This window comes from Paenibacillus plantarum, from assembly GCF_013141695.1.
Lineage (GTDB): Bacteria > Bacillota > Bacilli > Paenibacillales > NBRC-103111 > Paenibacillus_E > Paenibacillus_E plantarum.
Genome location: NZ_WHNY01000045.1, coordinates 46223 through 69526 on the forward strand (window position 1 = coordinate 46223; position 23304 = coordinate 69526).

The following is a 23304-nucleotide window of genomic DNA, read 5'->3' on the forward strand; positions in this document are numbered from 1 at the left end:
TCCGAGCGGGGGTCTCATAATGAATTTATTAATTGTGGAAGATGAAATCCGTCTCAGAAATGCGCTGGCTAATAATATTCCATGGGATAAGCACGGTATCGAGGTCGTTGGCCAAGCTGGTAACGGAGCAGAAGCCCTTAGAATTATTGATCGTAAAAAGCCTGACATCATTTTGCTGGATGTGCAGATGCCAGAAATGGACGGATTAACATTAGCAAGACATCTTCGCCAAGTGGATCCTTTGTTGAAAATCATCGTACTTAGCGGACATGATGATTTCACTTATGCACAGGAGGCGCTGGGGCTTGGTATTATGAAGTATTTGTTAAAGCCAGCTGGTGATGAAGAAATCTTGGGGACCGTGCTCGAAGCTGCAGAGAAGTTGAAAAGCGAGCTTGAGCAGCGTCATAACGAAGATGAGTTGAAAATGAAATGGAAGCTCCATCTTCCTTACTTGGTCAATGAATTTTTTCAAGGCTTATTGAATGGGAAGTACGAAAACTGGGAGATTGGTCAGAAAAGTAAGGATCTACAATTGGATTTGCAAAATGATGCCGCTTATGCGGTTACCATCGTGGATATGGACCCGATCTCAGAGACGGACACCCGGTTTAGCAGGAAAGACATGTCACTGCTCCAATTCTCGCTTAGTAGTATCGTGAAAGAAGCTCTAGCGTCTAATCTCTGCTGGGTATCTACCAACAATGCGGGATGTACGGTCATCATTTTTCAAATGGATCGTGAAGAAGAACCCAAATTGGCCTTACAAAAAATCAATGCTTTGACCGAAAAACTGTTATTTACGGTAAAAAGCTGTCTCAAACTTAGTGCAAGTGCAGGGATTAGCGGGATGACCGGCGGCTTAGCGGAGATGAATAAGCTTTATGTTCAAGCTGTGCGCGCACTCCAAGATCGAATTGTACTAGGCCATGATCTGGCAATTCCCTACCGGGCGGAGCAAGGGAGAGAGCCGGAACTGACGTTTCAGCCGAACCATGAGAAAACGCTGGAAATTGCCCTCGAGACCGGAGACGGGGAGAAGGCATTAGACATGTTAACCGCGCTTTGGAACAGTGGTATGGCGAAGGCGGAGACCGTAGATGAAATTAATGAGCATATTCTGTATTTTACTTATTTATTCGTCGGGATGATCCAAAAGCAGGGGTGGCCAGTACGGGAAGTAGCCGGCGATGATTATATCTATTTTCATAACCATTCGGAACTAGCAACCAAGGAACAGATCTTGTTCTGGCTGGAGCGAATGATTAAAGCGTATCTAACCTATGCAGGCCATAGGCGCAAATCAACCAGTCATGGCATGATCAAGACGATTCTTAGTCTGGTAGAAAATGAAATTGATCAGGAGATGACCCTGCATGCTGTTGCAGACAGAATGTATGTGAATTCCTCCTATTTAAGCCGTTTATTCAAGCAGGAAACCGGTAAAGCTTTCTCCACCTATGTGATGGAACGGAAAATGGAGCGGGCCAAAGCGATCCTTCAAGAGGGCTCACGCGTGTATGATGCCGCATCTGCCGTTGGGTACAGAGATGTTAGTTATTTTACAAGAGTATTCCGTAAATACTGGGGTGTCACGCCTGGGGAAATACGGAATTGATAGCAATTCAGTCATTCGGCAGCCTTCTCGGATTTCTCGGGAAGGTTTTTCATTTCCCTATTCGAGAAGTTATGAAAGTACCAAAACAAGTAATATTCCTCTAATTCGCAAAAAAACGGGGGATGATACACTATGTTTAGAAAAAGAATATGAAGGGGGAGGCACCTTGAGCGAAACAAACACGACGAAAGAAACAGTCCTAACCATCAATAAAAATGTTGAAAAAAGATATATGCGTCAATTGTGGATCGATGTCAGGAAAGATTGGGATTTGTATCTCGCACTCCTGCCTGGCATCGCATTTCTCCTGCTGTTCAAGTACACCCCGATGTACGGAATTATCATTGCGTTTAAGGATTTCAATATTTTCGATGGGATGGCAGCTAGTCCTTGGGTAGGAATGAAGCATTTCGATAAATTGATTTCATCAGCCAGTTTTTTGCAGGTATTCCAGAACACGTTGCTCATTTCCGTATATAAAATTGTGTTCCTCTTCCCCTTGCCGATCGTCATTGCCATTCTTCTCAATGAATTGAAAAACATGGCGTTCAAGCGAAGTGTACAAACCGTCGTCTACTTACCTCACTTTTTGTCTTGGGTTATTGTCAGTGGATTATTCATTGATTTACTCTCCACAAATGGTGGTATCGTGAACAAAATCATTGTCGCCATGGGCGGTGAACCCATTCGCTTTTTCTTAGACAGTCAGATATTTCGTTCTGTACTCATTGGGACGGCAGGTTGGAAAGAAACCGGTTGGAATACGATCATTTATCTGGCTGCGTTAGCTAGTATCGATCCTGGTTTGTATGAAGCAGCTAAGATCGATGGTGCCAATAAATGGAAGCAAATTGTACATATCACACTGCCTGGCTTGATCCCAATTATTTTACTTATGTTCATTCTTCGTCTTGGTTATGTGTTGGAAGCTGGAACGGAACAAATTCTCGTTATGTATAATCCAAGTGTTTACAATGTCGCAGACGTGATTGGTACATATGTGTACCGGATCGGGCTCGGCGAACAGGATTATAGCTTTTCAACAGCTGTAGGGGTTTTCGAATCCATTGTTGCCTTTATTTTGATTCTTACGGGTAACGGGCTGGCCCGAAAGTTTTTTGGACGAGGTATCTGGTAACCGGTGTATCAAGCATAAGGAGGATCTGAGATGAATATGAAAAGCAGTTTACAACCTAGGTCCAGCAGGAAGTCCTCAGCCATCCCGTTATCGCTCGGCGAGAAAATTTTCACTGTGGCCAATCACATTTTCTTTATTCTTTTGGGCTTATCTACCATTTTTCCGTTTATTAACCTGATTGCCAAGTCACTAAGTAGTGAGGCGGCTGTTGTTGCGGGGATGGTAAGCCTATATCCGATTGATTTTCAAATAGGGACTTATACGTATGTGGCAAGCAATTCCATGTTTCTGAGTGCATTTTCGATCTCCATCACGGTAACGATTGTTGGATCACTCATCTCGTTGTTTATGACGACACTTGCCGCTTATCCACTCTCCAAACCTAGACTAAGGGGACGTAAGTTGTTCATCCTCATATATTTATTTACGATGTTGTTCAGCGGTGGTCTGATTCCAACATATCTACTCATGCACAAGCTGCATCTCATTGATAAGTTGCCGGTTCTCTTCCTGCCTTACATGATTAACGTCTACAATATGCTCATTGTCAAAAGTTACTTCGAAGGCCTGCCTGACAGCCTTGAGGAATCGGCCAAAATGGATGGGGCCAGCAATATGAGGATATTTGCACAAATTATTCTCCCCCTTTCCATGCCTGTACTTGCGACGATTGCCTTGTTCTATGCAGTCACATTCTGGAATGATTATTTTACTTCACTTATCTATATCAACTCCGCAGATTTGAAGCCTTTGCAGCTGTATTTGAAGGAATTGTTCGTCTCCTCGACAGATACATTCATGCGGACGAATGTCGATGCATCGTTGAACGTATCACCGCAGTCGATTCAGGCTGCCTCGATTATTCTAGCTACACTTCCGATCGTATGCGTGTATCCATTTTTACAAAAATATTTTGTTAAAGGCGTGCTAGTAGGTTCCGTAAAAGGATAAAGTCACAAGCAAATTACGAAGGGTGGTGGTGGGCCAGCTCTACAAGGGTTCCATGATCGTTGGTATATGGCAGTATCCATACTCAAAGGGAAAAATAGGGAGGCTCTTACATGGTAAAAAAAATGTTAGTTCTCATGTCCATTACAGCGGTGACAGCGGCGATTACGGCTTGCGGTGGAACCAGTCAGACCACTAGCAGTTCTACAACACCCGCTGCATCAACCGCTCCTGTTGCAACTGTAGAAGCGAATAAACCAAAGCCAGAATTCAAAGCACTGCTGCAATACGCGCGTTTTGATCCGAATACCGAAGTCGTAGCCAAGTTCCTGAATGAAAAAACGGGCTACAAAGTGACCTACGACATGCTGCCAGTTGAAAATCCGGATGACAAGCTCAATTTACTGATGGCGAACAAAGAGAAATATGCCTACATGCTGCTCAGTGGACCTCAATATTCGAAGCTTGCTGCCTCAGGTGCACTGGAGCCGATCGATGAGCTGGTCAACAAATATGGTACGAATATGAAAAATGTGATTTCACAAACCTCATGGAACGGAGCGAAGCTGAACGGTAAAATTTTCGGCATACCGCAAACGGGATCAGGGACCATCGTGAATACACAGCTCATCGTCCGTCAGGATTGGATGGATGAACTTGGTCTGAAAGCACCTACAACACGTGATGAATTGTATACGGTCCTGAAAACGCTGAAAGAAAAGAAAAATGTCATCGGTATGTCCGGTGGGAAAAGCCCACTTCTACCTGAGGTGCTGCCAACTTTCGGTATCCCGATGGTTCAGGGGACTGCTACGAGCGGTTGGCAGGATGTTAATGGTAAATTGGTGAATGCCATTGAGAATCCGAACATGAAGAAATACTTGGAATTCATGAAAAAGCTATACACGGAAAAACTGATTGATCAAGAATGGTCGCTGAACCAAGCGAATAAAGTCATCGAGAATTTCACAAGCGGTAAAGCTGCGATTATTTCAAATGCTTATTTTAACGCGCCAACTGTACAAAATGCGCTATTGAAAAACTCGCCAAATGCCAAAATTGGCAGCTTCCCTTACTTGAAAGGGGATGATGGCAAAGTCCAAGTTATGGGCAGCGCAGGGATTAGCTTCTATGTGGGGATACCGAAATGGGCAGATAACAAAGAAGATATTATTAAATATTTGGATCTTAAGCTTGATAAAGATATTTTCAAAGAAGCGGCAATTGGTAAAGAAGGCGTTCACTATAAGTTGGAAAACGGCAATTACTTCCCTATACTGCCGAAATTTAATGATGAATATAACAATGCTTCGACGTTCTTAACAGGTGTGGATGAGAAAAATTACCCGATCTACTGGCAAGCGCGTGTTCGCAAAGATCCGATTTTAACAGATTCCTTTACTAAAATTCAAGAGGCAGCCAAAGGCAACATTGTTCTGGATCCACTTGCTTTTGCACCACCACTAGAAGCGATTGGTAAATACAACTTGAAACTGCAAAAGCTGATGGAAGATACGTTCTTGAAATACATCACAGGTGCAGAACCGCTTGAAAACTATGATAAGTTCGTAGCCCAATGGAAAGCGGATGGCGGAGAAGAAATGACCAAAGCGGCCAATGAATGGTACGCAGCAAATAAGAAGTAGCAACGAAATCCCCTGCGGTGATGCCGTGGGGGTTTTAATTCTAAATAAGCGCACCTACCTGTCCAATATGGACGGTAAAATCGGTTGTTTTGCCCAAAAGGAGTGGAATTTGAGATGAAGAAGATCGGGTTTATTGATTATTTTCTAGATGAATGGCACGCAGAGAAATACCCAGCCTGGATCGATAAGGCGTCGAGTGGACGTATGCAGGTTGCGTATGCGTATGGGAAAACGAATTTGGATGGGAAACTTAGCAATGCGGAATGGAGCCAGAAGAAGGGGATTCAGCTGCTTGATTCCATCGAGGAAGTTGTGGAGCAAAGCGATTATTTGGTCGTTCTTTCGCCGGATCATCCCGAATATCACGAAGAGCTTGCAAGGGTGGCCCTGCAGTCGGGCAAGCCAACTTACATTGATAAAACGTTCGCTCCTGATCGAGCAGCTGCCTTACGGATGTTTGAGCTCGCGGAGAAGCACCGAACTCCCATGTATTCGACCTCGGCGCTGCGATTTGCAGCGGAGTATGCAGGCATTGAGAAGCAAGGGATCGAGTCCATCATCAGCTTAGGGCCAGGGATGTTTGCTAACTATGCTATTCATCAGGTGGAGCCAATTGTCGCCTTGATGGGGACGGATGTGAGACGTGTGATGTGGGTTGGCACGGACAAGACTCCGGCGTTGTTAATTGGATATGGGGATGGCCGGCAAGCGGTGTTTCATCAATACGGCTGGGAATGTCCATTTAGTATGGCTCTTTATTATGATGGAGGGCAGTCAAAATTTCTAAAGATTGAGTCGGACTTCTTCGGCGCATTTATCGAGAATTTGGTTGGGTTTTTCGAGTCGGGCAAGCCGCCGGTTTCTCATGAGGAAACGATAGCGATTGCAACGATTCTGGAAGTCGGCATGAAGGCTGCGAGGACGCCATATCAGTGGCTGAAGCTGCCGTAGATGAAAGATCCGGCTTCTTCCGTGGTAATCTTCAAAACTTAGCTACTCCAACACACCATGCCATCCAAACTGCACTCCTCAACAAACGATATATGAATGAGCTACATAAACAATTTTTACTCATCCACCAGTAGCTGGATTTGTTGGGGTTGAGGAGTAGGGGAACGTGGTTCCCCTATTTGTGTAAATTCCTTGGATTTCTCGGAGTAGGGGAACGTAGTTCCGCTAAAATCGTGAATTTGAGGGAAATGGGCTGAAAACGGTGAAATAACGGAACCACGTTCCGTTTCTCACCGGAAATAGCCGTTTTCGCGGAAATAAGGGAACCACGTTCCGTTTGCCCCTACAATCATACAAAAGAGCCCTTTACCCCCACCGAATGGTGGAAGTGACGAGGCTCTTTTGTTCTTGCTCGATGCTATCTGGCAGAGAAGCTCGCAGTTGTTGTTGTTGTTGTTGTTGTTGCCCTCGTTGCCAGCAACTTCGTTCCGGCCAACTAGTTAGTCTTCACCTGTAACTAATTGGCTCACTCCAACATGTCAACTTCATCAGTCTCTACAAATTCACTTTTGTCCTTATGGCTATTGAACACTTTAATCTTGATGTCAGCCTGCTTGCCACGATAGGAAGCTTTAATTGTAGCAGACCCGGGCTTCACTGCTGTGATGATGCCGTCGGATGTAATGGATGCCACTTTATCGTGGGAAGAGCTGTAGGTCACGCCTTGATTGATGTAGCCAACTACGCCGTCGGTGTAAGTTACTTTAAGCGGTGCTTGGTAGGTTTCACCTTTGACAAGACTGTGTTTGTTTTCGTCGAAGCTGAGACTCGCCACGTCCGCGACAGTTACGACAGACTTAGCGGTTTTGCCCTCGAAAGTAGCCGAAATTTCCGCAGTTCCTGCTTTCAATGCGGTAACCTTTCCATCTGCAGAAACGGTGGCTACCGACGGATTACTAGAGCTGAACACAGCTCCAGCAACAACGGCGCTCGACTGATCCGAATAAACGGCGGTCGTTACGGACGCGTGCTTGTCACCAACAACAAGGCGATAGGCTGCAGCATCAAGCTGAATACCTGTGATGACAGGGGCTGTACGCGTGATGCTTACGGTTTTCTCGTTTGTTTTGCGACCGTCGACATAGACCGAAACTTGTAAATTATTAACGCCGATGGCGAGCTCCACATTTCCGATAAAGTCTCCGTTACTGGACACCTCAGCGGGTACACCATTAAGAAGAACACGTGCCGTCCCTGTACCAATTACATCAACATTGCCCTTGATCTCTAGATTGCGCAGTGCAGTACTCGTATTCGCATAATCCAAATACCCTCTCAGCACAGCCGAACGCACATCATCGCCAACTTTGTAAGTTCTTGCGACCAACTGTCTTCTCGTTCGTACGCCAGAAGCATCGAGCGCAGAGATTACGAAGCCGCCTTGTGGAATCACACTGTTATTCGGCGACATCGTGGTCCAGTTCCAGGTAAGTGCCTGCTGCTGGTTAACGACTTTCGTGACTTTGCCGGAGTTGTCTACGATAGCCTCCACGCCGAACGTGCTGGTGGCCGTGGTTTGACCAAAGTCATCTGAATAAATGTTGAGATTATTCTCGTTCCGGCTCACATTGAAGAGATCCGCTTCAAGGAACGACTCAGGACTACCTGGTATGCTCGAGCCGATTTGATAATCCTTCACATATTCCACATTATGGAGCGATGCCTTCACCACGGACCAGTTGACTTGTGAAAGATCGAAGAGCATGAGGCCATTCGATTGCGACAAGCCAGCTTGGAACACGGAACGTTGCAAAGGAGGGTCTTGGATGTTCGCCAAAGCAATACTAGCGTACATCGGGACTTCACCGTTCGTTACGATATTACCCAAGGTAATATGGTGTTCGATTTCCTTTTGTGTTGTTTGATACGTACCAATCATGAGGAAATCGATGTTGCCCGCATAACCAGTCTGCGCATAGGAGTCCGTATAAAGGCTGTCATCCGGCAGTTGCAAACGACTGTCGTACTTGAAATTCGGACTGCCCCAATGGACGCCGTTCAAATAGTAAGACTCAAACCAAGAACCCACATAAGCGGAGGAATAGACCTTATGACCTTTCAAAGCGGAGTAACGGTCGGTTAGTGAACGAACATCATCGGTGAACGTCTTGATCGTTTGCGAGCGGAACTCCCACCAGTCATTGATGAGCGGCCCCGCTTGGCGAACATTGTTTACATAGCTGAAAACATCCGCAGGCCAATTCGTCAGCTGCTTACCCCGAGTAGCGAGAAAAGCCTCAAACTTCGCACGCGTCAAGGGGCTGAAATCGGCCGTTTCGTTATCATAACGGGTACGATCCAGAACAACGCCATCTACATCGTAGTTCTTAATCACTTCTTCCATGTTTTTCAGCTCAAAAGCTCTTACATCATCGTTGGCTGGGTTCACAAAAGTAACAAGGGACTTGCCCGATGTGTAGTATTTGCTCTCACGCAGACGCAAAATTTGTCCATTATCCTCGGGACGATACACATGCTCTTCCCAATCCAGATGCTGGTTCAACAATCCATATTCGTTATGAGCAGGTGATCCTTCAGCAAAAACGTTGAAGGCGGCATGGATTTTAATACCAAGCTGATGTCCGTACTTGATAAATTCTTCCAACATATCCAGATTCGGATTGGCACCTGCACGCGTAGGTGCTGTCATTTGTGAGATGTGCGGACGATTCGTCAAATCGTTCTTCTTATAGTTGGCGAAGCCTTCGACGCCTTTGACATCAAGCGCAATGGCTGTCACACCAGCATCTTTGGCTTTGGTCAGCATATCACGGATATTCTCAGGCGTTTGCAGTTTGAAAATATTGGTGCCTTGGTCGACCCAGAGGACGACTTCCTTGGCAGCACTCGTTTGTTTTTTATAAAACACAACAAGCGTCTTTCGATCATTCTCTACGCCATTCTTAGACGCGACGACATCTAGGTAATTCACGCCTTCAGCGAGGCTAAACTCACTCTGGAAAGAGCCATTCGCTTGCAAAGCAACCGAAGTTTGGTTAATGCGAATCGCATAATTGACGCCAGACTCCAAGTTTTCCAGCTTGCCGGAAACCGTCGTTTTCGGCGTAGTTACCGTAAACCAATCGTCATTGTCCAGTTTAAGGCGCGCTTGAGGTCCTTGACCCGTCATGAGAGCGGAAACGGGGATCACTTCACCATTTTTACGCAGCTTAATGAGGTCGCCAACCTTGAAATTTTTCGCCAGATATTGCTTGAAAGTTTTATTCGCCCAGCTGTCATCATTGGCGACAAGGATGAAGCCGCCTTGCGGGATCGTCAAGGTTGTTGGTCCTGTCCAGACGGGCACACCGCCGTTAACGGATGGGTTGACAACCCGAGTCACATGATTTGTCGCATCGACGACAACGCCGATGGAGGTGGTGCCAACGGTAACGGAAGTTGCAAATTCTGTTGTGAATAAAGCGACATAATCGGTGATTCTACTCATATCCGTATCAACGGCATTGATTTGCTTGCGTGGACCTTCAATATCGATAGTGATATCGACGGGTGCTGCTTCTACTTCAATGAAATCAGTGGGGCTGGTTGCCGCAGATGCGGATATGGACCAAGAAGATGCGAGTAATGTAACCAATAAAGTCATGATTAGCCATTTCGATTTATTCAATTGGTTTCACATTCCTTCCCTAGAAACGGATTTCTTCACCTTTTTCGCTAGATTCATAGACACCGCATAGTATTTTCATCATCTCAACCCCGTCCTGTACAGGTGAAAGGGTCTCTTTTTTACCTTGGCAGACTTCAATGAAGTAATTAATTTCATCCTGAAAGCCGGCAACAAAGTCGAATGAAAGGTTATTAATCTGCGGTGTGAGGTTCAGAATGGTGTCATACTTCTCTGTGATGATGGATAGCTGCGGCTCCAACTCGGCTCCGCCTTTTTCACCAAACAGCTTCACCGTTAATTCGTCTTCCTTAGCATGAAGCGTAAAGCTAACATCAACTAGTATGGAGGCACCGTTCTCGAATCGAATCAACGCATTGGCCAAATCTTCGACGGTATTGTGTGTAGGGTCATAATCAGCAGCTTTATAAAAAGCAAGGTTCTTCACATTGGCACGATTGCCAAGTTTTTTGTAGGTATTACCAGAAATTGACTTAACTTTAGGACGTCCCATTAAATACCAGCAAAGGTCAATGACGTGGACACCTACGTCGATCAGCGGGCCGCCGCCCGAACGATCCACATCGGAGAACCAGCCGCCAGGGTTGCCCAAACGGCGAATGCACGATGCCTTCGCGTAGTAAATGTCGCCGAGCTCGTTGTTATCGAGGAACGATTTGATGATGCGGGTATTCGAAGCGTAGCGGCGAACGAAACCGACTTGCAGCGTTTTGCCAGTACGATGAACGGCGTCTTCGACTTCTAACGCCTCTTTCACCGATGTACATAGGGGCTTTTCGGTGAGTACGTTTTTACCAGCCTCCAAGGCGGCAATGGAAATTTGGGCATGGCTGTTGTTCCATGTACAAATGCTAATGGCATCAATAGCGTCATTCGCTAGCAAATCCTCATAGCTCGTATAGATATGTTGGATGCCGTATTTTTCAGCTTTTGCTTTCGCGCGTTCCTCGTTCAAGTCACAGATGGCATAGAGTTCAGCATCCGGATTCGAGTGATAGGATTTCAAATGCATTTCGGAAATGGAACCTGCACCAATGACACCAATACGTATTTTACTCATGTTCTTGCTCCTCTTCTTATGAATGATTATTGTTAGACAGGTCGAGTTGCAGGCCAAGCCAGCTCAATGCCGTAGCTTTCAAGCATATTCTGGAAATTGCGAAGTTCAGAAGCCTCATTGCGTACTTCCCGAGGCAAGATGCCACGGTCGATGCAGCGGCTTGCGAGAAAACCGACCGCTTCGCCAATGTTCCACTCGACGGGATGCAGTCGGTAACATCCGTTGGTGATGTGGGTGACACCTAGATTTTTGCAAGCTGGCAGCAAATTGTTCATTCGGATCGGAATCAAGCTTCCCAGCGGAATCTGGAAGGGTAGGGAAGAGATATCTATATAATGACGGTTCCCCGTACTTGGATGGAGGTCAATGCGGTAACAGCCGATACCAACGGAATCAGGGAACTGTTCGGCTTTTCCGTCAGGACGGCACGCTGTACTCACATGTTGTTCCAGAACGGTAAACTCCGCCTTGATCCTGCGCGACTCTCGTATGTAGGGATACATAGCCAGTCCGTCATCTGTACCGACGATATCTGGACGCAGGCGAAGACCAGGGTAACCTTGCCCGCCATCAGGTCGAGGAGCTTCCGTTTGCAGCCAATAAAGCAGGGATAAGCTAAGTTGTTTCGCATCCCATAGGTGCTTCTCTCTGTCCTCTGCGCTGACATCAATCACAGAGCCCAGCCAGTAGTCGTTCTGCGGCCAATTGACCAATGTAATGTCTCCAGGATAAAAGCCTTCCTCGAAGTTCCGGCTATCGATAATGCGCCGATAGAAGAATAAGGAGTATTTGTCCGTGCCCTCAAACAGTTCATAGGAGACATGTTCCAGAGTACTCGGGCGAACACCGGACCAGCTGAGCAGACGATCAGGCCAGAATTCCGCTTTGTATGCCTTCCAGAAGTCATAGCGCTCAGGGCGCGCAATGGTGTGATCTTCGCCTTCGATGTAATCCATAGCGAAGCAGTAAGTGAATCCTTGCATGTCTTGCGGTAGTGCGTCGCCCTCTACGGCATTCGGCTCACCGGTCTGACTTTTAGACTCAGCCCCTGTCACATATTCCGCACCCGCAAGTGGCAGCGCATCGCCGCATTCGGTAGCGTCAAGGAAATAAGCAGCATGGAGCGTAATGCTATCGCCGCTAGTCAAATTGCGCACCGTGACGGAACGCACATCATCGCCGTCCACAGATACGGATTCTAGGCGATGGCGAGTTAAAATCTGTAAACGCCCGCTGTTGACATAGGGAGCGAGCATATCTTGCAGGACAGCTAACGCAGCCCGCGGCTCATGGCATAACCGTGAAACGCCGCCATTACCAGGATTAAGCAGCGTTCGTGAACGCGCCTCTGAGGTAAGTGGGAAATGGTCGCGGTAATAATCACGCACGCCATCTCGAAACTGACGATAACTGCGTGTGCAACCAAATTGTTCGATCCATGGGTGCTCATCTGGCGGAACGGCTTGGCTCGTTAATTGCCCGCCGATCCAGTCGGTTTCCTCGGTCATGATCACTTTTTTGCCGGATTTGGCAGCGGCAAGCGCAGCTGCGAATCCGCCAGTTCCACCGCCGATCACGACGATATCAGCCTGGTAGTTGTACGTATGTGGATTGCTTTTTGTGTTAACCAACGATGATTGTCCCTCCTTTAACCAATTCGCCTGCTAGCATTCACAGGTTATCCCTATTGTATTACAGCTGGTAAATAGCCACAGCGGAGGACCATGACTTCTTTTGGTACTTTAATAACCCATTCGTTGTGAAAAAAAAGGGATTAAACAAGCGAGGGCGAAGAATGAATACCTAGCAGGATAACCGTGTGTGAATGTAAATTCGTAATAAGGGGAGATAGTTAGAATGAAAAATCAACAACAATCAAGTGACGTCTTAAAATTGGATGCCAATATGAGGATTCCGCAACTGGGTGACCAACAGTTCGAATGGTACTCACCGATGGAGCAACCTTTTTCTTTAGCAGGTTTTGGATGGCTGAGGGAGGAACAGCTGTATCGTAGGCTGCCAGTAAATCCCGCTTGGAAGCTGCCTGAGGCAGTGGATAACTTGTCGAACTGTACGGCTGGTGGACAAATTCGCTTTACAACGAATGCGGTCTCACTTTCTATTAAGGTAAAGCTGGCCAGCGCTGCGAACATGTATCATATGCCAGCAACAGGTCAATGCGGATTCGATTGCTACATCGGAGATCCAGGTGAACAGTACTATTACAGTACGGCTCGCTATGATGCGAAGCAAACCGAATATGAAAGCGTTATGTTTACAGATATGGAACGCGCAGATAGAAGCATTACGTTGAATTTCCCACTATACCAAGGCGTTCAAGAGGTATGGATCGGTTTGGACCCATCTGCATCAATCTCCTCTCCACCAGCCTACGATAACAGCGAGAAGATCATCTTGTATGGGACTTCAATCACGCAGGGAGGTTGTGCGACCCGTCCTGGCATGGCCTATCCCAATATCCTATCCAGGCGAGTTAATATGGAATTTCTAAATCTAGGCTTCTCGGGTAATGGTAAAGGAGAGCCTGAGCTTGCGCACGTTATAGCAGAAATTCCGGATCCTGCCTGTCTCGTCTTAGACTATGAGGCCAATTGCGTATCTACGGAGCTCCTGCAAACGACTTTGCCGGAATTCATTCGTATCTATCGAAATAAACATCCATATACGCCGATTCTCGTGCTATCTTGTATTACTTATGCGAAGGAAAGGTATAGCAAGTCGTTGACGTTAGAAAAGGAAGAGCGTAAACAATTCCAACGCCAGACCGTCGAGCAGCTACGTGAAAAAGGGGATGCCAACATTTATTTCTTCGATGGCTCAACGTTACTAGGCGACAATGCGCACGAATGCACCGTCGATGGTGTACATCCGACTGATCTCGGATTTTTGCGAATGGCGGACGGGCTCACTCCTTTTCTCAAGAAAATACTCGCTTAATTGTTTACCGGTTGGTTACGATGGAAGGGGATTGGAAGGATGAAAAGAATGAAGGCAGCTGTTCTAGTCATACTCGCTTGTTGTTCAACTGCTGGCTGCGGCATTCCGAATCTGACATTGAAGGAAGAGAATAAGGTGGGTACAGCAAGCGAACCCGCTATTCGAATCGTTGTAAACGGCCTAGGTATGAATTTCCCGGAGGGAATGGATGAGAATCATAATCCTTATCTTCGTTATATTGAGAAAAACATTGGTGTTAAGGTCAATGTGACGCTCCCTCCGCTCAATGGTTACGATGAAAAGCTAAATGTCATCATGGCGTCTGGCGAGCCCCCGGATTTGTTGAATACAAGTGATCCATCGTGGTTTATCCATTTCGTCAATCAAAAGGCGCTGACGCCTTTGAATGAGTATATTGAGAAATACGGGGCCAATCTGAAGGCCAAAATCCCCAAGGAAGCTTGGGATAATGTCACCGTGGATGGCAAGATCTATGCGATACCGAGTTTGAACGAGGTGAAAGGAACCGAAATTATCTATGCCAGGAAGGATTGGCTGGATAAGCTTGGGTTGCAGCCTCCTAAGACGATTGAGGAGTATACAGCGGTGATGAAGGCATTTGCGGAGAGAGATCCAGATGGCAATGGGAAAAAAGATACGTATGGCTTATCGATTCTGGAACGGCTTCGCAGAACTTCGCCATTTCTAGGCGCATTTGGTGTACAGATGAAAGCTTGGTACGAACGCGACGGGAAGCTAGTTTATTCCGGGGTTCTCCCTGAAATGAAGGAGGCGCTTCTGTATCTACGTGGCTTGTATGACGCTGACCTACTAGACCCCGAATTCCCTTTGAATAAAATTGACGTGCTTGGCGAAAAGATTGTTAGCGGTCGCGTCGGTCTATTCTCAGCAGCATGGTCGGATACGCGCGCACATATTGCCGCAAACCGTAAAATCGATCCGAAAGCGGAATGGATTCCGCTGGATTTCCCCATCGGCCCGAATGGGAAGCATGGTGTCTACAGCACGTCCAACGTCCGTTCCTATAACGTGATTCCAAACAAGAGCAACAAAGCTGAGGATGTTGTTAAGTTCTTGGATTTCGTCGCTGGTCCAGGACAAACAAGCTTAAAGCTCGGTTTTGAGAACGAAATTTGGACGAGGGTTAACGGGAAATTGTCCATTCGCTTTGATGAACATACGAAGCATGGCTATCGTGGAATTTATGGCGCTTTGGCGGATATGGCAGATCCGAATGTCACGCGAGATCGGCTGGATGCTCTAGGTTCACAGTTCCGCCTCTATGATAACATCCAACGGATCGAACAGAATTTGATGGTTGACCGATTCAATGGGCCCCCAACACCAGCTATGGGCAAGCATCAAGTTAAGCTGTCTAAGCTGCAAGAGGATACATTTACGCGAATTATTGCAGGCTTAAGCCCCATAGAGGAGTTCGACGCTTTTGTGAAAAAGTGGAAGGAAGCCGGCGGTGATGAAATTACTGGGGAAGTGAATGAATGGTGGCGAGAAACCAACAAATGATTAGAGAGTTCCTATCCAAAATTCGTAAATTACTAGCCAGTTATATTCAGGTTCGGCTAACCTGGTATTTCCTTCTCATATTGCTCCCATTAGCTGGATTTAGCCTGTTTGCCATAGCCAAATCGCAAGTCATTCTGGAAGTGCAGACTGGGGAAAGAACGCAGGGAGCACTACATACAATGACGGATTATCTCGACCTGACCTTGCAAAATATTGAACAACTGTCCTCCTTGATCGCGTTTGATACGAATGTCAACACAACCCTGCAGTCGGTTGGTCAAGAGCCGGAAAAGCAGTCGTTCGTTCACTTTGCCCAAGTGATGGATCAGATTACAAGTATGACGACGGTCAATCTGATTGTTGATCAAATCACGATTATCCATATGCCTTCACGTACGGTTATTTCCACCAAATTCGGTGGAGGCAAGCTGCCATCCGGGGCTGAGAATCAAGAATGGTATCAGCATTTGATGGAGGCTAACGGGGGAACGATTTTTTTTACACCGCAGGCGGGTGAATCCTATTTCGATTCAGATAGTGTGCATCTGATTCGGACGATGGATCCGTATAACCGCACGCTGATGAATCCGAATTTACTTATTTTATCTGTCAAAAAGAGTGCTCTTATCGAGCTTGCGAAACCGCTGCTGCCTTCCAAAAACGCGAATATTTATCTCTTCGACAATGACGGGAAATCGATCACAGGGACAGGTGGAAGTGTAAATGCTCAAACGTGGGAGAAGGTTGACCAGGTAAGAACGATTCGTAAATCACCACAAACAGGAACGGAGATGGTCACGATTAGCGTGAAATCGAAGTTGTCTGGGTGGTCGCTTATGATGGAACAGCCTCTATGGGAAATTCGGAGTCATACCGACTCGTTGAAAATATTTTCTTATGGTATTTTAGTCGTCAGCTTAGTCTTGGCGATTTGGACTTCTTGGATCATTTATCGAGGCATATCTGCGCCGCTGCGTAAATTAGCTTATGGGATGAAGCAGCTCCGCACGGGAAATTTCACCATCCAACTGGAGGATACAAGGGTTGATGAATTAGGTTATGTGATCGAATCTTTTAATCGGATGGCGGAGAATCAGAAAACACTGATTCGGGATCACTACGAGAAGCAGCTTTTATTGTCCAAAATGGAACTGAAATTTTTGCAGTCTCAAATTAACCCGCATTTCCTCTACAACACATTGGATTCGATTTATTGGACAGCCAAAAACTATGAAGCTGATGAAATCAGTGAAATGGTGTTGAATCTATCGAAATTTTTCCGTTTAAGCTTGAATAAAGGAAATGAGACCTTTACGGTTAAGGAAACGATCGAACATTTGAAGTATTATATTAAAGTGCAGCAGCTGCGATTCCTAGACCATTTCACGGTACGCTTCGACATTGCAGAGGAAAGCGCGCACTATCATGTGCTCAAATTACTCCTGCAGCCATTGGTAGAAAATGCCGTACTGCATGGCTTAGAGAAACAGAGCAGCGGCGGGGAACTTGCCATTTCCTCCTATGTGGAAGACGGTCATCTCGTCCTAGAAGTTCGCGACAATGGTGTCGGTGTCAGCGAGGAAAGGCAGATCTATATTTGCGGCAAATTAGAAGAGGCGGCTACGCAAGCGGCCGAAGGGAATTCTACGAATACTAAAAAAGAAAAGGATCTGTTCGGGTTGCGAAATGTTGTCGCGCGAATGAAGATGTATTATGGGGATGACTCCCAATTTCTATTTGAGAGCGGTCATCAGATGGGGACACGGATTACACTCCGTCTCCCACTGGGCATGTGTGAATCACCGATAGAAGAGCAGGCAGGGTAACGCTCACGGATGTAATCAGCATGATAAATATAAATATAAATATAAAGAAAAAGAAGATGATGTGATGGGACCTGCATTTAGCTTGAGACGAAAAGCTTTTATGCATAAGTATTTCTCCGGTAAAGTGATGGATTATCAACAAATTATTGGCTTGTATATACCGATTCTTATTGATCAGTCTTTCCTTGTCGGACTTAACTTGGTGAACATTGCGATGATCAGTTCGTCGGGTGTTGCCGCCGTTAGCGCAGTAAGCATGATTGATTCGCTTAACATATTTCTGATCAGCGTATTCGTGGCCGTTTCGACAGGTGGAACAGTTGTGGTCGCCCAGTATAAAGGTAGCGGAAACGACGGCATGGTAGCCAAAGCTGCAGCTAGCTCGATTTCCTTGGTGTCATCATTTGCGCTTGGTATTAGCTTGTTAATGATTGTGTTTCATACGCCCGTCTTGACGCTGCTGTTTGGGACAGCCTCTGCAGAAGTGTTTGCTTATGCCAAGACCTATCTGATCGGGAGCTGCGTATCCTATGTGGGTATTGCCATAGTAGAGGCAGTTTGCGGTGCATTGAGGGGAATCGGAAAGTCCCGAACTTCCTTGAAACTCTCTTTAATCATGAATTTATCGTATGTGTTTCTGAATGTCATCTGTATTCTTTTCTTACATATGGGAGTACAAGGGTTGGTCATCGCTGTGAATGTGTCCAGATTTCTGGCGGCTTTCGTAGCTATCCTGTATGTGGTGAAATTAGATACGAATTTCCGTATGCGATTGTATGACTTACTGCATGTTAATATAGTCATGATGAAGAAAATTTTATTTATCGGGCTGCCCTTTGCGGCGGAGCAGATGTTCTTTAATGGCGGTAAAATTGTAACGCAAGTGTTTATCGTGAGCCTTGGCACGCATGCGATGGCGACGAATGCAATTGGCGGCACGCTCGCAGGTGTGTTGCAGATTCCGGCTGCCGCGTTATCGCTGACTACGGTAACTGTGATTGGACAATGTATGGGAGCGCAAAATGTGAAAGACGCCCGCAAATTTGCCAAATCGTTTCTCTGGCTTGCGTCGTGTACACTCTTCCTAACGGCTCTGATTCTCCTTCCGTTGTTTAAGCCGCTAGTCAGCTTATTTCACCCACCGGATGATATCCTGCGGGAGCTTTTCATCATCGTGTTGATTAACGCCGTTGCACAAATCCCGCTCTGGCCAATCAGTTTCCTCTTACCAGCAGCGCTTCGAGCCGCAGGGGATTCTAAATTCACATCCGTCACTTCGATGCTGTCGATGTGGCTGTTCCGGGTCGTTCTGGGCTACGTGCTTGGCATCGTATTTCATATGGGCATTATCGGTGTATGGTTAGCGATGAATATTGAATGGGGCGTTCGTGGGCTTATATTCCTTTGGCGATTCAAGGGGGATCAATGGTATCGTCATCGATTGATCGAGCCAGTTACGGATACAAAGTAAGGAAGACACCTTCTTAGCGAAGGTGTTTTTTCTTGGCGTGTGGGTGTTTGGGTGTCTGTAAATCGATAATTTCGACTTACAGGTGGGAGCGATTGGCGTTTGGAGCATGTAACTTCTACATTGACGTATATCTCACATAAGAACACGACAAATAGGGTGTCCCGAAGTAGATTTCTCTACTTCGGGACACCCTATCCCTTTAAGGCACTAAAGTTCCCATGTCATGTTCAATTGTCGAAATAGCACTTATTTTGCATGTGAGTTCTCTTGACAATTGAGTCTAAACGACACCTTGAGCGATCATTGCGTCAGCTACTTTCGTGAAGCCTGCGATATTGGCGCCGACTACGAGATTGCCAGGATGGCCATATTCCTCGGCTGCTTGCACAGCGCTTCTGTAAATATTTTTCATAATCGCGTGGAGCTTATCGTCTACCTCATGGAACTGCCAGGAGTATCTCATGCTGTTTTGAGACATTTCTAGCGCCGATACAGCAACGCCGCCTGCATTTGCCGCTTTAGCTGGCCCGAACAAAACGCCGGCCTGTAGGAATACATCAATCGCATCTAAGGTGGATGGCATGTTCGCGCCTTCGCCTATGGCTTTTACCCCATTGCTGACAAGCAGTCTTGCTGATTCTTCGTCGATTTCGTTCTGTGTGGCACTCGGAAGCGCGATATCACATGGAATGGACCAGATACCATTACAGCCTGCATGGTAAGTTGCATGAGGATGTTCCTTCACATACTCACTGATTCTCGTACGCTCAACCTCTTTCAAGCGACGAACGGTTTCGAGACAGATGCCTTTTGGATCGTGGATATAACCATTGGAGTCGCTGCAAGCAACAACTTTAGCGCCTAATTGAACGGCTTTTTCAATGGAATAGATAGCCACGTTGCCAGATCCAGAAACGACAACTGTGCTTCCGTCGAAGCTAAGACCTTTGGAGTTCAGCATTTCATTTACAAAGTAAACACAGCCGTATCCAGTCGCCTCTGTCCGGCCTAAGCTGCCACCATAGATTATGCCTTTCCCAGTGAGCACACCAGACTCGTAAGCGCCGCTTATGCGCTTGTATTGACCGAACATATAACCAATCTCACGCGCGCCTACACCAATGTCCCCTGCTGGCACGTCCGTATCCGGTCCAATATATTTATAAAGTTCTGTCATGAAGCTTTGTGTGAAACGCATAATTTCATTATCGGATTTGCCTTTAGGATCGAAATCGGATCCACCTTTACCGCCGCCGATCGACTGACCCGTAAGGGAGTTCTTGAGTGTTTGTTCAAAACCTAGAAATTTGATAATGCTAGCATTAACGGAAGGGTGAAAACGCAACCCACCCTTGTATGGTCCAATTGCACCGTTAAATTGCACACGGAAACCACGATTTACTTGCGTAATCCCTTGGTCATTTACCCATGGAACTCGGAAAGTGATTAAACGCTCTGGCTCCACAAGGCGCTCAAGAATGCCGTGTTTCATGTACTTCGGCTGCTTAGTGAGAACTGGAATTAAAGATTCAATAATTTCTTTAACAGCTTGATGGAACTCTGTCTCATTCGGATTACGTTTGACTACGGTTTCGTATATACCTTGTACATATTCTCTTGCAGCTACATCATTTTCAACTTGAACTAACACGCTGTCATCCACCTTCGCAATTTAAATATAATAAAAAAGTTTATTAGTATAGTTTTACCTTATTCGAGCCATTTGGGCAATCAAAATTTACATGTCATGTAAGCTTACTAAATGATGTTACGAAAGTGCCCATTGGATTAAATTTACAAGTTGTAGTATACTTTGCAAAGTGTGAATTAGGTTTGAGAATATGCAACATTCTGGCATATAAGCTTATTATGGAAAAGAAAAGGAATTGGGATACATGGATAATCGAACACCACGCGTAGATCCTCGGGTTCTTCGAACACGTCAACTGCTTAAAGACGCCTTTGTCGAATTGCTTCAGGAAATGGATATCGAGAAAATTTCGGTTAATCGCATAGCAGAGCGCGCCACCATTAACAGAGTTACGTTCTATCTGCATTATCGAGATATTCCGGATATGTTGGGGAAGATGGCGGATGAAATGATTGAAGACGTCAATCGCATTTTGAATAATGTGTCGGCGAATCAGATTTCGAAGGAAGAAGAGGATTGGCCGATGTTGGTGAACTTGCTGGAGCACTTTGCCGAGCATGCGAAGTTTTATAAAGTCGTACTGGCTTCAAGAAGAACCCCGATTTTTACAGATCGCATGTTAAGGCTTCTGACGGAATTGGTAACCTCACGCATTGAGAGGATGGGGGATGAATCCGTTTTAGCCACAGCGGGTATTCAAAAGGATATTGCCATATGGTACGGTTCATCCGCTTTAATTGGTACAATTGTTGCTTGGCTTCGTCAAGATATGCCTTATACACCTGTCTATTTGGCCAAGCAATTTATTTTGATGCGTACGCTTTCCTAGGAATGAATAGAAAAACAGCGGGAGCCTTGGACAAATGTAGTCGTTCAGGGCTTCGGCTATTTTCATTTTTAACGGGATGAATTTCTATCTGATGCTCCTGATATGCATCTCATGACATAGTCAATCAGTGGAAACTGATATCACGAATTAGCGATTGTCACCTAATTGGCTGCTAGATATACTTAGGGCGAATCGATGAAAGACGAACATGATGGCATGTAACGGCGAGAGATCGAATCACGATCCGCAGGTGAAAATCACGAAGCATGTCCTTGTCATTCACGGCTTAACATTATTAAGGAGGTCTTCTCGAATGAGTTTTAGAAAAAAAACGGCTCCTATTAAATTGGCTTCTGTCGTTGCCTTATCCATGATTGTTGTAACGGGTTGTGGCTCTAGCACAAATGTTGAATCTTCATCAGAAGCACCAAAAGGTACGACTGCACCAGCAGCGCCATTGAAACTGTCATATTGGGTCGGCATGCCTACAGACGGCGCTCGGGTAATGAAGAATTATAATGATTCGCTGTTCTATCAGGAATTAGAGAAAAAAACGAGCGTAAAGGTGGATTTCCAACACCCCGCGATTGGCTCTGAGAAGGAACAGTTCAATCTGCTTATTGCCTCGGGTAATTTACCGGATGTCATTGAATACAATTTTATGAACTATCCTGGTGGCCCTGAGAAGGCGATCTCCGATAAAGTTGCTATTCCACTTAACGACCTCATTGCGAAGAATGCGCCGAATTTGAAAAAGTATTTGGATGAGCATCCCGAGTTGAAGAGGGACGTGACCACCGATTCTGGCACGATCTATGCATTCCCTGCGATCGGTGTTGGAAACTCTAACGTGAGCAGCGGGTTAATGCTGCGTAAGGATTGGTTAAATGAACTAGGGCTGAAGACACCGGAGACGATGGAAGAATGGACTACAGTGCTTCGAGCGTTTAAGGAGAAGAAAGGCGCGAAAAGCCCGTTGACGTTAACGAGAGATGATTTTAAGATTGATCGTTTAAATGGCGCTTTCAATATAGGCGCAACGTATTACATCGACAACGGCAAGATTAAATATGGACCGTACGAAACAGCATTTAAAGATTATTTGATGCAGCTCAATGCTTGGTATAAGGAAGGTTTACTAGATAAGGATTTTGCTACTCAGGACGCAAAAGCGAAGGATGGCAAAATTACGAATAGCAGCTCTGGTGCTTTCGCAGCAAATATCGGAAGTGGTATGGGTAAATATTTGAATGCCATTCCAGAAAGTGCCAAAACATTCGATCTAGTGGCAGCCCAACATCCTGTGATGAAGAAGGGGGAGCAACCTAAAATTTTCACGGCAGCCTATGAATATCGCGGCGATGGCAGCGCAGTAATAACGCCTAACAATAAGAATGCGGCGTCAACGGCAAAGTGGCTGGATTATTTATACTCCGATGAAGGCAATACGCTAAAATCGTTCGGAGTGGAGGGAACCACCTTCAATAAGGTCAATGGATTCCCGAAATATACGGACTTGATCACAAACAATCCGGAGAAGCTGTCCATCGGAGAGGCTATGGCCAAATATCTTCGCGTGGCAACTCCAGCACCTGGTTTTGTTGGAGATGACCGCTATACGGAGCAGTATTACAAGTATGACCAGCAGAAGGAAGCTCTAACTGTTTACAATAAATATTATAAAAACCTAGAGCAAACGCGATTACCGCGCATTTCTCAAACCCCTGAAGAAGCACAAGAACTATCTGCGATTATGGCAGAGGTTGATACGTATAAGGATGAAATGTTCCTTAAGTTTGTAATGGGTTCGGAATCGTTTGATAACTATGATAAATATATCAAGCAATTGAAAAGTATGAAGATTGAACGTGCGATTGCACTCAAGCAAGCAGCCTTCGAGCGATTCAAAACACGGAAATAGTCATAGGTAACTATAAATAGGGCACCGAATGGCAAG

15 protein-coding genes are annotated in these 23304 nt (G+C 45.9%); 11 read left to right on the forward strand and 4 right to left on the reverse strand.

All coding sequences use genetic code 11. The features are described from left to right. Positions 1 to 19 precede the first annotated feature (19 nt). From GC096_RS15660 to GC096_RS15680, 5 genes are all read left to right on the forward strand, one after another. A complete protein-coding gene (locus GC096_RS15660; protein WP_171631476.1) occupies positions 20 to 1618 on the forward strand; it encodes a response regulator in 1599 nt (532 codons plus the stop codon). Between the two features lie 232 nt (positions 1619 to 1850). Beyond that, a complete protein-coding gene (locus GC096_RS15665) occupies positions 1851 to 2756 on the forward strand; it encodes an ABC transporter permease (protein WP_171631517.1) in 906 nt (301 codons plus the stop codon). A gap of 30 nt (positions 2757 to 2786) precedes the next feature. Beyond that, on the forward strand, positions 2787 to 3707 hold the full coding sequence (locus tag GC096_RS15670) for a carbohydrate ABC transporter permease (RefSeq protein ID WP_171631477.1): 921 nt from the start codon (positions 2787 to 2789) through the stop codon (positions 3705 to 3707). 110 nt (positions 3708 to 3817) lie between these two features. After that, entirely contained in the window at positions 3818 to 5350 is a 1533-nt protein-coding gene (locus GC096_RS15675) for a type 2 periplasmic-binding domain-containing protein (protein ID WP_171631478.1), read from the forward strand. Between the two features lie 114 nt (positions 5351 to 5464). Further along, complete coding sequence (locus tag GC096_RS15680) at positions 5465 to 6301, forward strand: Gfo/Idh/MocA family protein (RefSeq protein ID WP_171631479.1); 837 nt, start codon at positions 5465 to 5467, stop codon at positions 6299 to 6301. Between the two features lie 526 nt (positions 6302 to 6827). Here GC096_RS15680 and GC096_RS15685 read toward each other — a convergent pair. The 3 genes from GC096_RS15685 to GC096_RS15695 are packed head-to-tail and all read right to left on the reverse strand — an operon-like array spanning position 6828 to position 12698. After that, positions 6828 to 9989, reverse strand: a complete 3162-nt coding sequence (locus GC096_RS15685) for an Ig-like domain-containing protein (protein ID WP_171631480.1) — start codon at positions 9987 to 9989, stop codon at positions 6828 to 6830. Between the two features lie 19 nt (positions 9990 to 10008). After that, positions 10009 to 11067, reverse strand: a complete 1059-nt coding sequence (locus GC096_RS15690) for a Gfo/Idh/MocA family protein (protein WP_171631481.1) — start codon at positions 11065 to 11067, stop codon at positions 10009 to 10011. A gap of 32 nt (positions 11068 to 11099) precedes the next feature. Then, positions 11100 to 12698 carry an FAD-dependent oxidoreductase gene (locus GC096_RS15695; RefSeq protein WP_171631482.1) on the reverse strand — a complete coding sequence of 533 codons (1599 nt, stop codon included), beginning with the start codon at positions 12696 to 12698 and terminating at the stop codon, positions 11100 to 11102. 226 nt (positions 12699 to 12924) lie between these two features. On the opposite strand from GC096_RS15695, the gene GC096_RS15700 reads away from it, so the two are divergent. The 4 genes from GC096_RS15700 (at position 12925) to GC096_RS15715 (ending at position 18867) form a co-directional block, all read left to right on the forward strand. Next, positions 12925 to 14025 (forward strand): SGNH/GDSL hydrolase family protein, encoded by a 1101-nt coding sequence (locus GC096_RS15700; RefSeq protein ID WP_171631483.1) that lies wholly within the window; start codon positions 12925 to 12927, stop codon positions 14023 to 14025. Between the two features lie 39 nt (positions 14026 to 14064). Beyond that, a complete protein-coding gene (locus GC096_RS15705; RefSeq protein WP_171631484.1) occupies positions 14065 to 15570 on the forward strand; it encodes an extracellular solute-binding protein in 1506 nt (501 codons plus the stop codon). Continuing rightward, entirely contained in the window at positions 15546 to 17396 is a 1851-nt protein-coding gene (locus GC096_RS15710; RefSeq protein WP_171631485.1) for a cache domain-containing sensor histidine kinase, read from the forward strand. The genes GC096_RS15705 and GC096_RS15710 overlap by 25 nt, the downstream gene beginning before the upstream one ends. Positions 17397 to 17460: 64 nt before the next feature. Then, positions 17461 to 18867, forward strand: coding sequence for an MATE family efflux transporter (locus tag GC096_RS15715; RefSeq protein ID WP_171631487.1), 1407 nt, complete (start codon positions 17461 to 17463; stop codon positions 18865 to 18867). A 280-nt stretch (positions 18868 to 19147) separates the two neighbouring features. Here GC096_RS15715 and gdhA read toward each other — a convergent pair whose 3' ends face one another. After that, positions 19148 to 20518: an NADP-specific glutamate dehydrogenase gene (gene gdhA / locus GC096_RS15720; RefSeq protein ID WP_312886278.1), complete on the reverse strand. Its 1371-nt coding sequence runs from the start codon at positions 20516 to 20518 to the stop codon at positions 19148 to 19150. A 244-nt stretch (positions 20519 to 20762) separates the two neighbouring features. Between gdhA and GC096_RS15725 the strand changes: the two genes are divergently transcribed. Both GC096_RS15725 and GC096_RS15730 read left to right on the forward strand, forming a co-directional pair. Then, positions 20763 to 21347 carry a TetR/AcrR family transcriptional regulator gene (locus tag GC096_RS15725; protein ID WP_171631489.1) on the forward strand — a complete coding sequence of 195 codons (585 nt, stop codon included), beginning with the start codon at positions 20763 to 20765 and terminating at the stop codon, positions 21345 to 21347. Between the two features lie 313 nt (positions 21348 to 21660). Continuing rightward, positions 21661 to 23268 carry a type 2 periplasmic-binding domain-containing protein gene (locus tag GC096_RS15730; protein WP_171631490.1) on the forward strand — a complete coding sequence of 536 codons (1608 nt, stop codon included), beginning with the start codon at positions 21661 to 21663 and terminating at the stop codon, positions 23266 to 23268. Positions 23269 to 23304 lie beyond the last annotated feature (36 nt).

What these genes read in the sequence shown, in the direction of transcription:
- GC096_RS15660 (WP_171631476.1), top strand. Translation starts at nt 20, where the DNA reads ATGAATTTATTAATTGTGGAAGATGAAATCCGTCTCAGAAATGCGCTG.
- GC096_RS15665 (WP_171631517.1), top strand. Translation starts at nt 1,851, where the DNA reads ATGCGTCAATTGTGGATCGATGTCAGGAAAGATTGGGATTTGTATCTC.
- GC096_RS15670 (WP_171631477.1), top strand. Translation starts at nt 2,787, where the DNA reads ATGAATATGAAAAGCAGTTTACAACCTAGGTCCAGCAGGAAGTCCTCA.
- GC096_RS15675 (WP_171631478.1), top strand. Translation starts at nt 3,818, where the DNA reads ATGGTAAAAAAAATGTTAGTTCTCATGTCCATTACAGCGGTGACAGCG.
- GC096_RS15680 (WP_171631479.1), top strand. Translation starts at nt 5,465, where the DNA reads ATGAAGAAGATCGGGTTTATTGATTATTTTCTAGATGAATGGCACGCA.
- GC096_RS15690 (WP_171631481.1), bottom strand. Translation starts at nt 11,067, where the DNA reads ATGAGTAAAATACGTATTGGTGTCATTGGTGCAGGTTCCATTTCCGAA.
- GC096_RS15700 (WP_171631483.1), top strand. Translation starts at nt 12,925, where the DNA reads ATGAAAAATCAACAACAATCAAGTGACGTCTTAAAATTGGATGCCAAT.
- GC096_RS15705 (WP_171631484.1), top strand. Translation starts at nt 14,065, where the DNA reads ATGAAAAGAATGAAGGCAGCTGTTCTAGTCATACTCGCTTGTTGTTCA.
- GC096_RS15710 (WP_171631485.1), top strand. Translation starts at nt 15,546, where the DNA reads ATGGTGGCGAGAAACCAACAAATGATTAGAGAGTTCCTATCCAAAATT.
- GC096_RS15715 (WP_171631487.1), top strand. Translation starts at nt 17,461, where the DNA reads ATGGGACCTGCATTTAGCTTGAGACGAAAAGCTTTTATGCATAAGTAT.
- GC096_RS15725 (WP_171631489.1), top strand. Translation starts at nt 20,763, where the DNA reads ATGGATAATCGAACACCACGCGTAGATCCTCGGGTTCTTCGAACACGT.
- GC096_RS15730 (WP_171631490.1), top strand. Translation starts at nt 21,661, where the DNA reads ATGAGTTTTAGAAAAAAAACGGCTCCTATTAAATTGGCTTCTGTCGTT.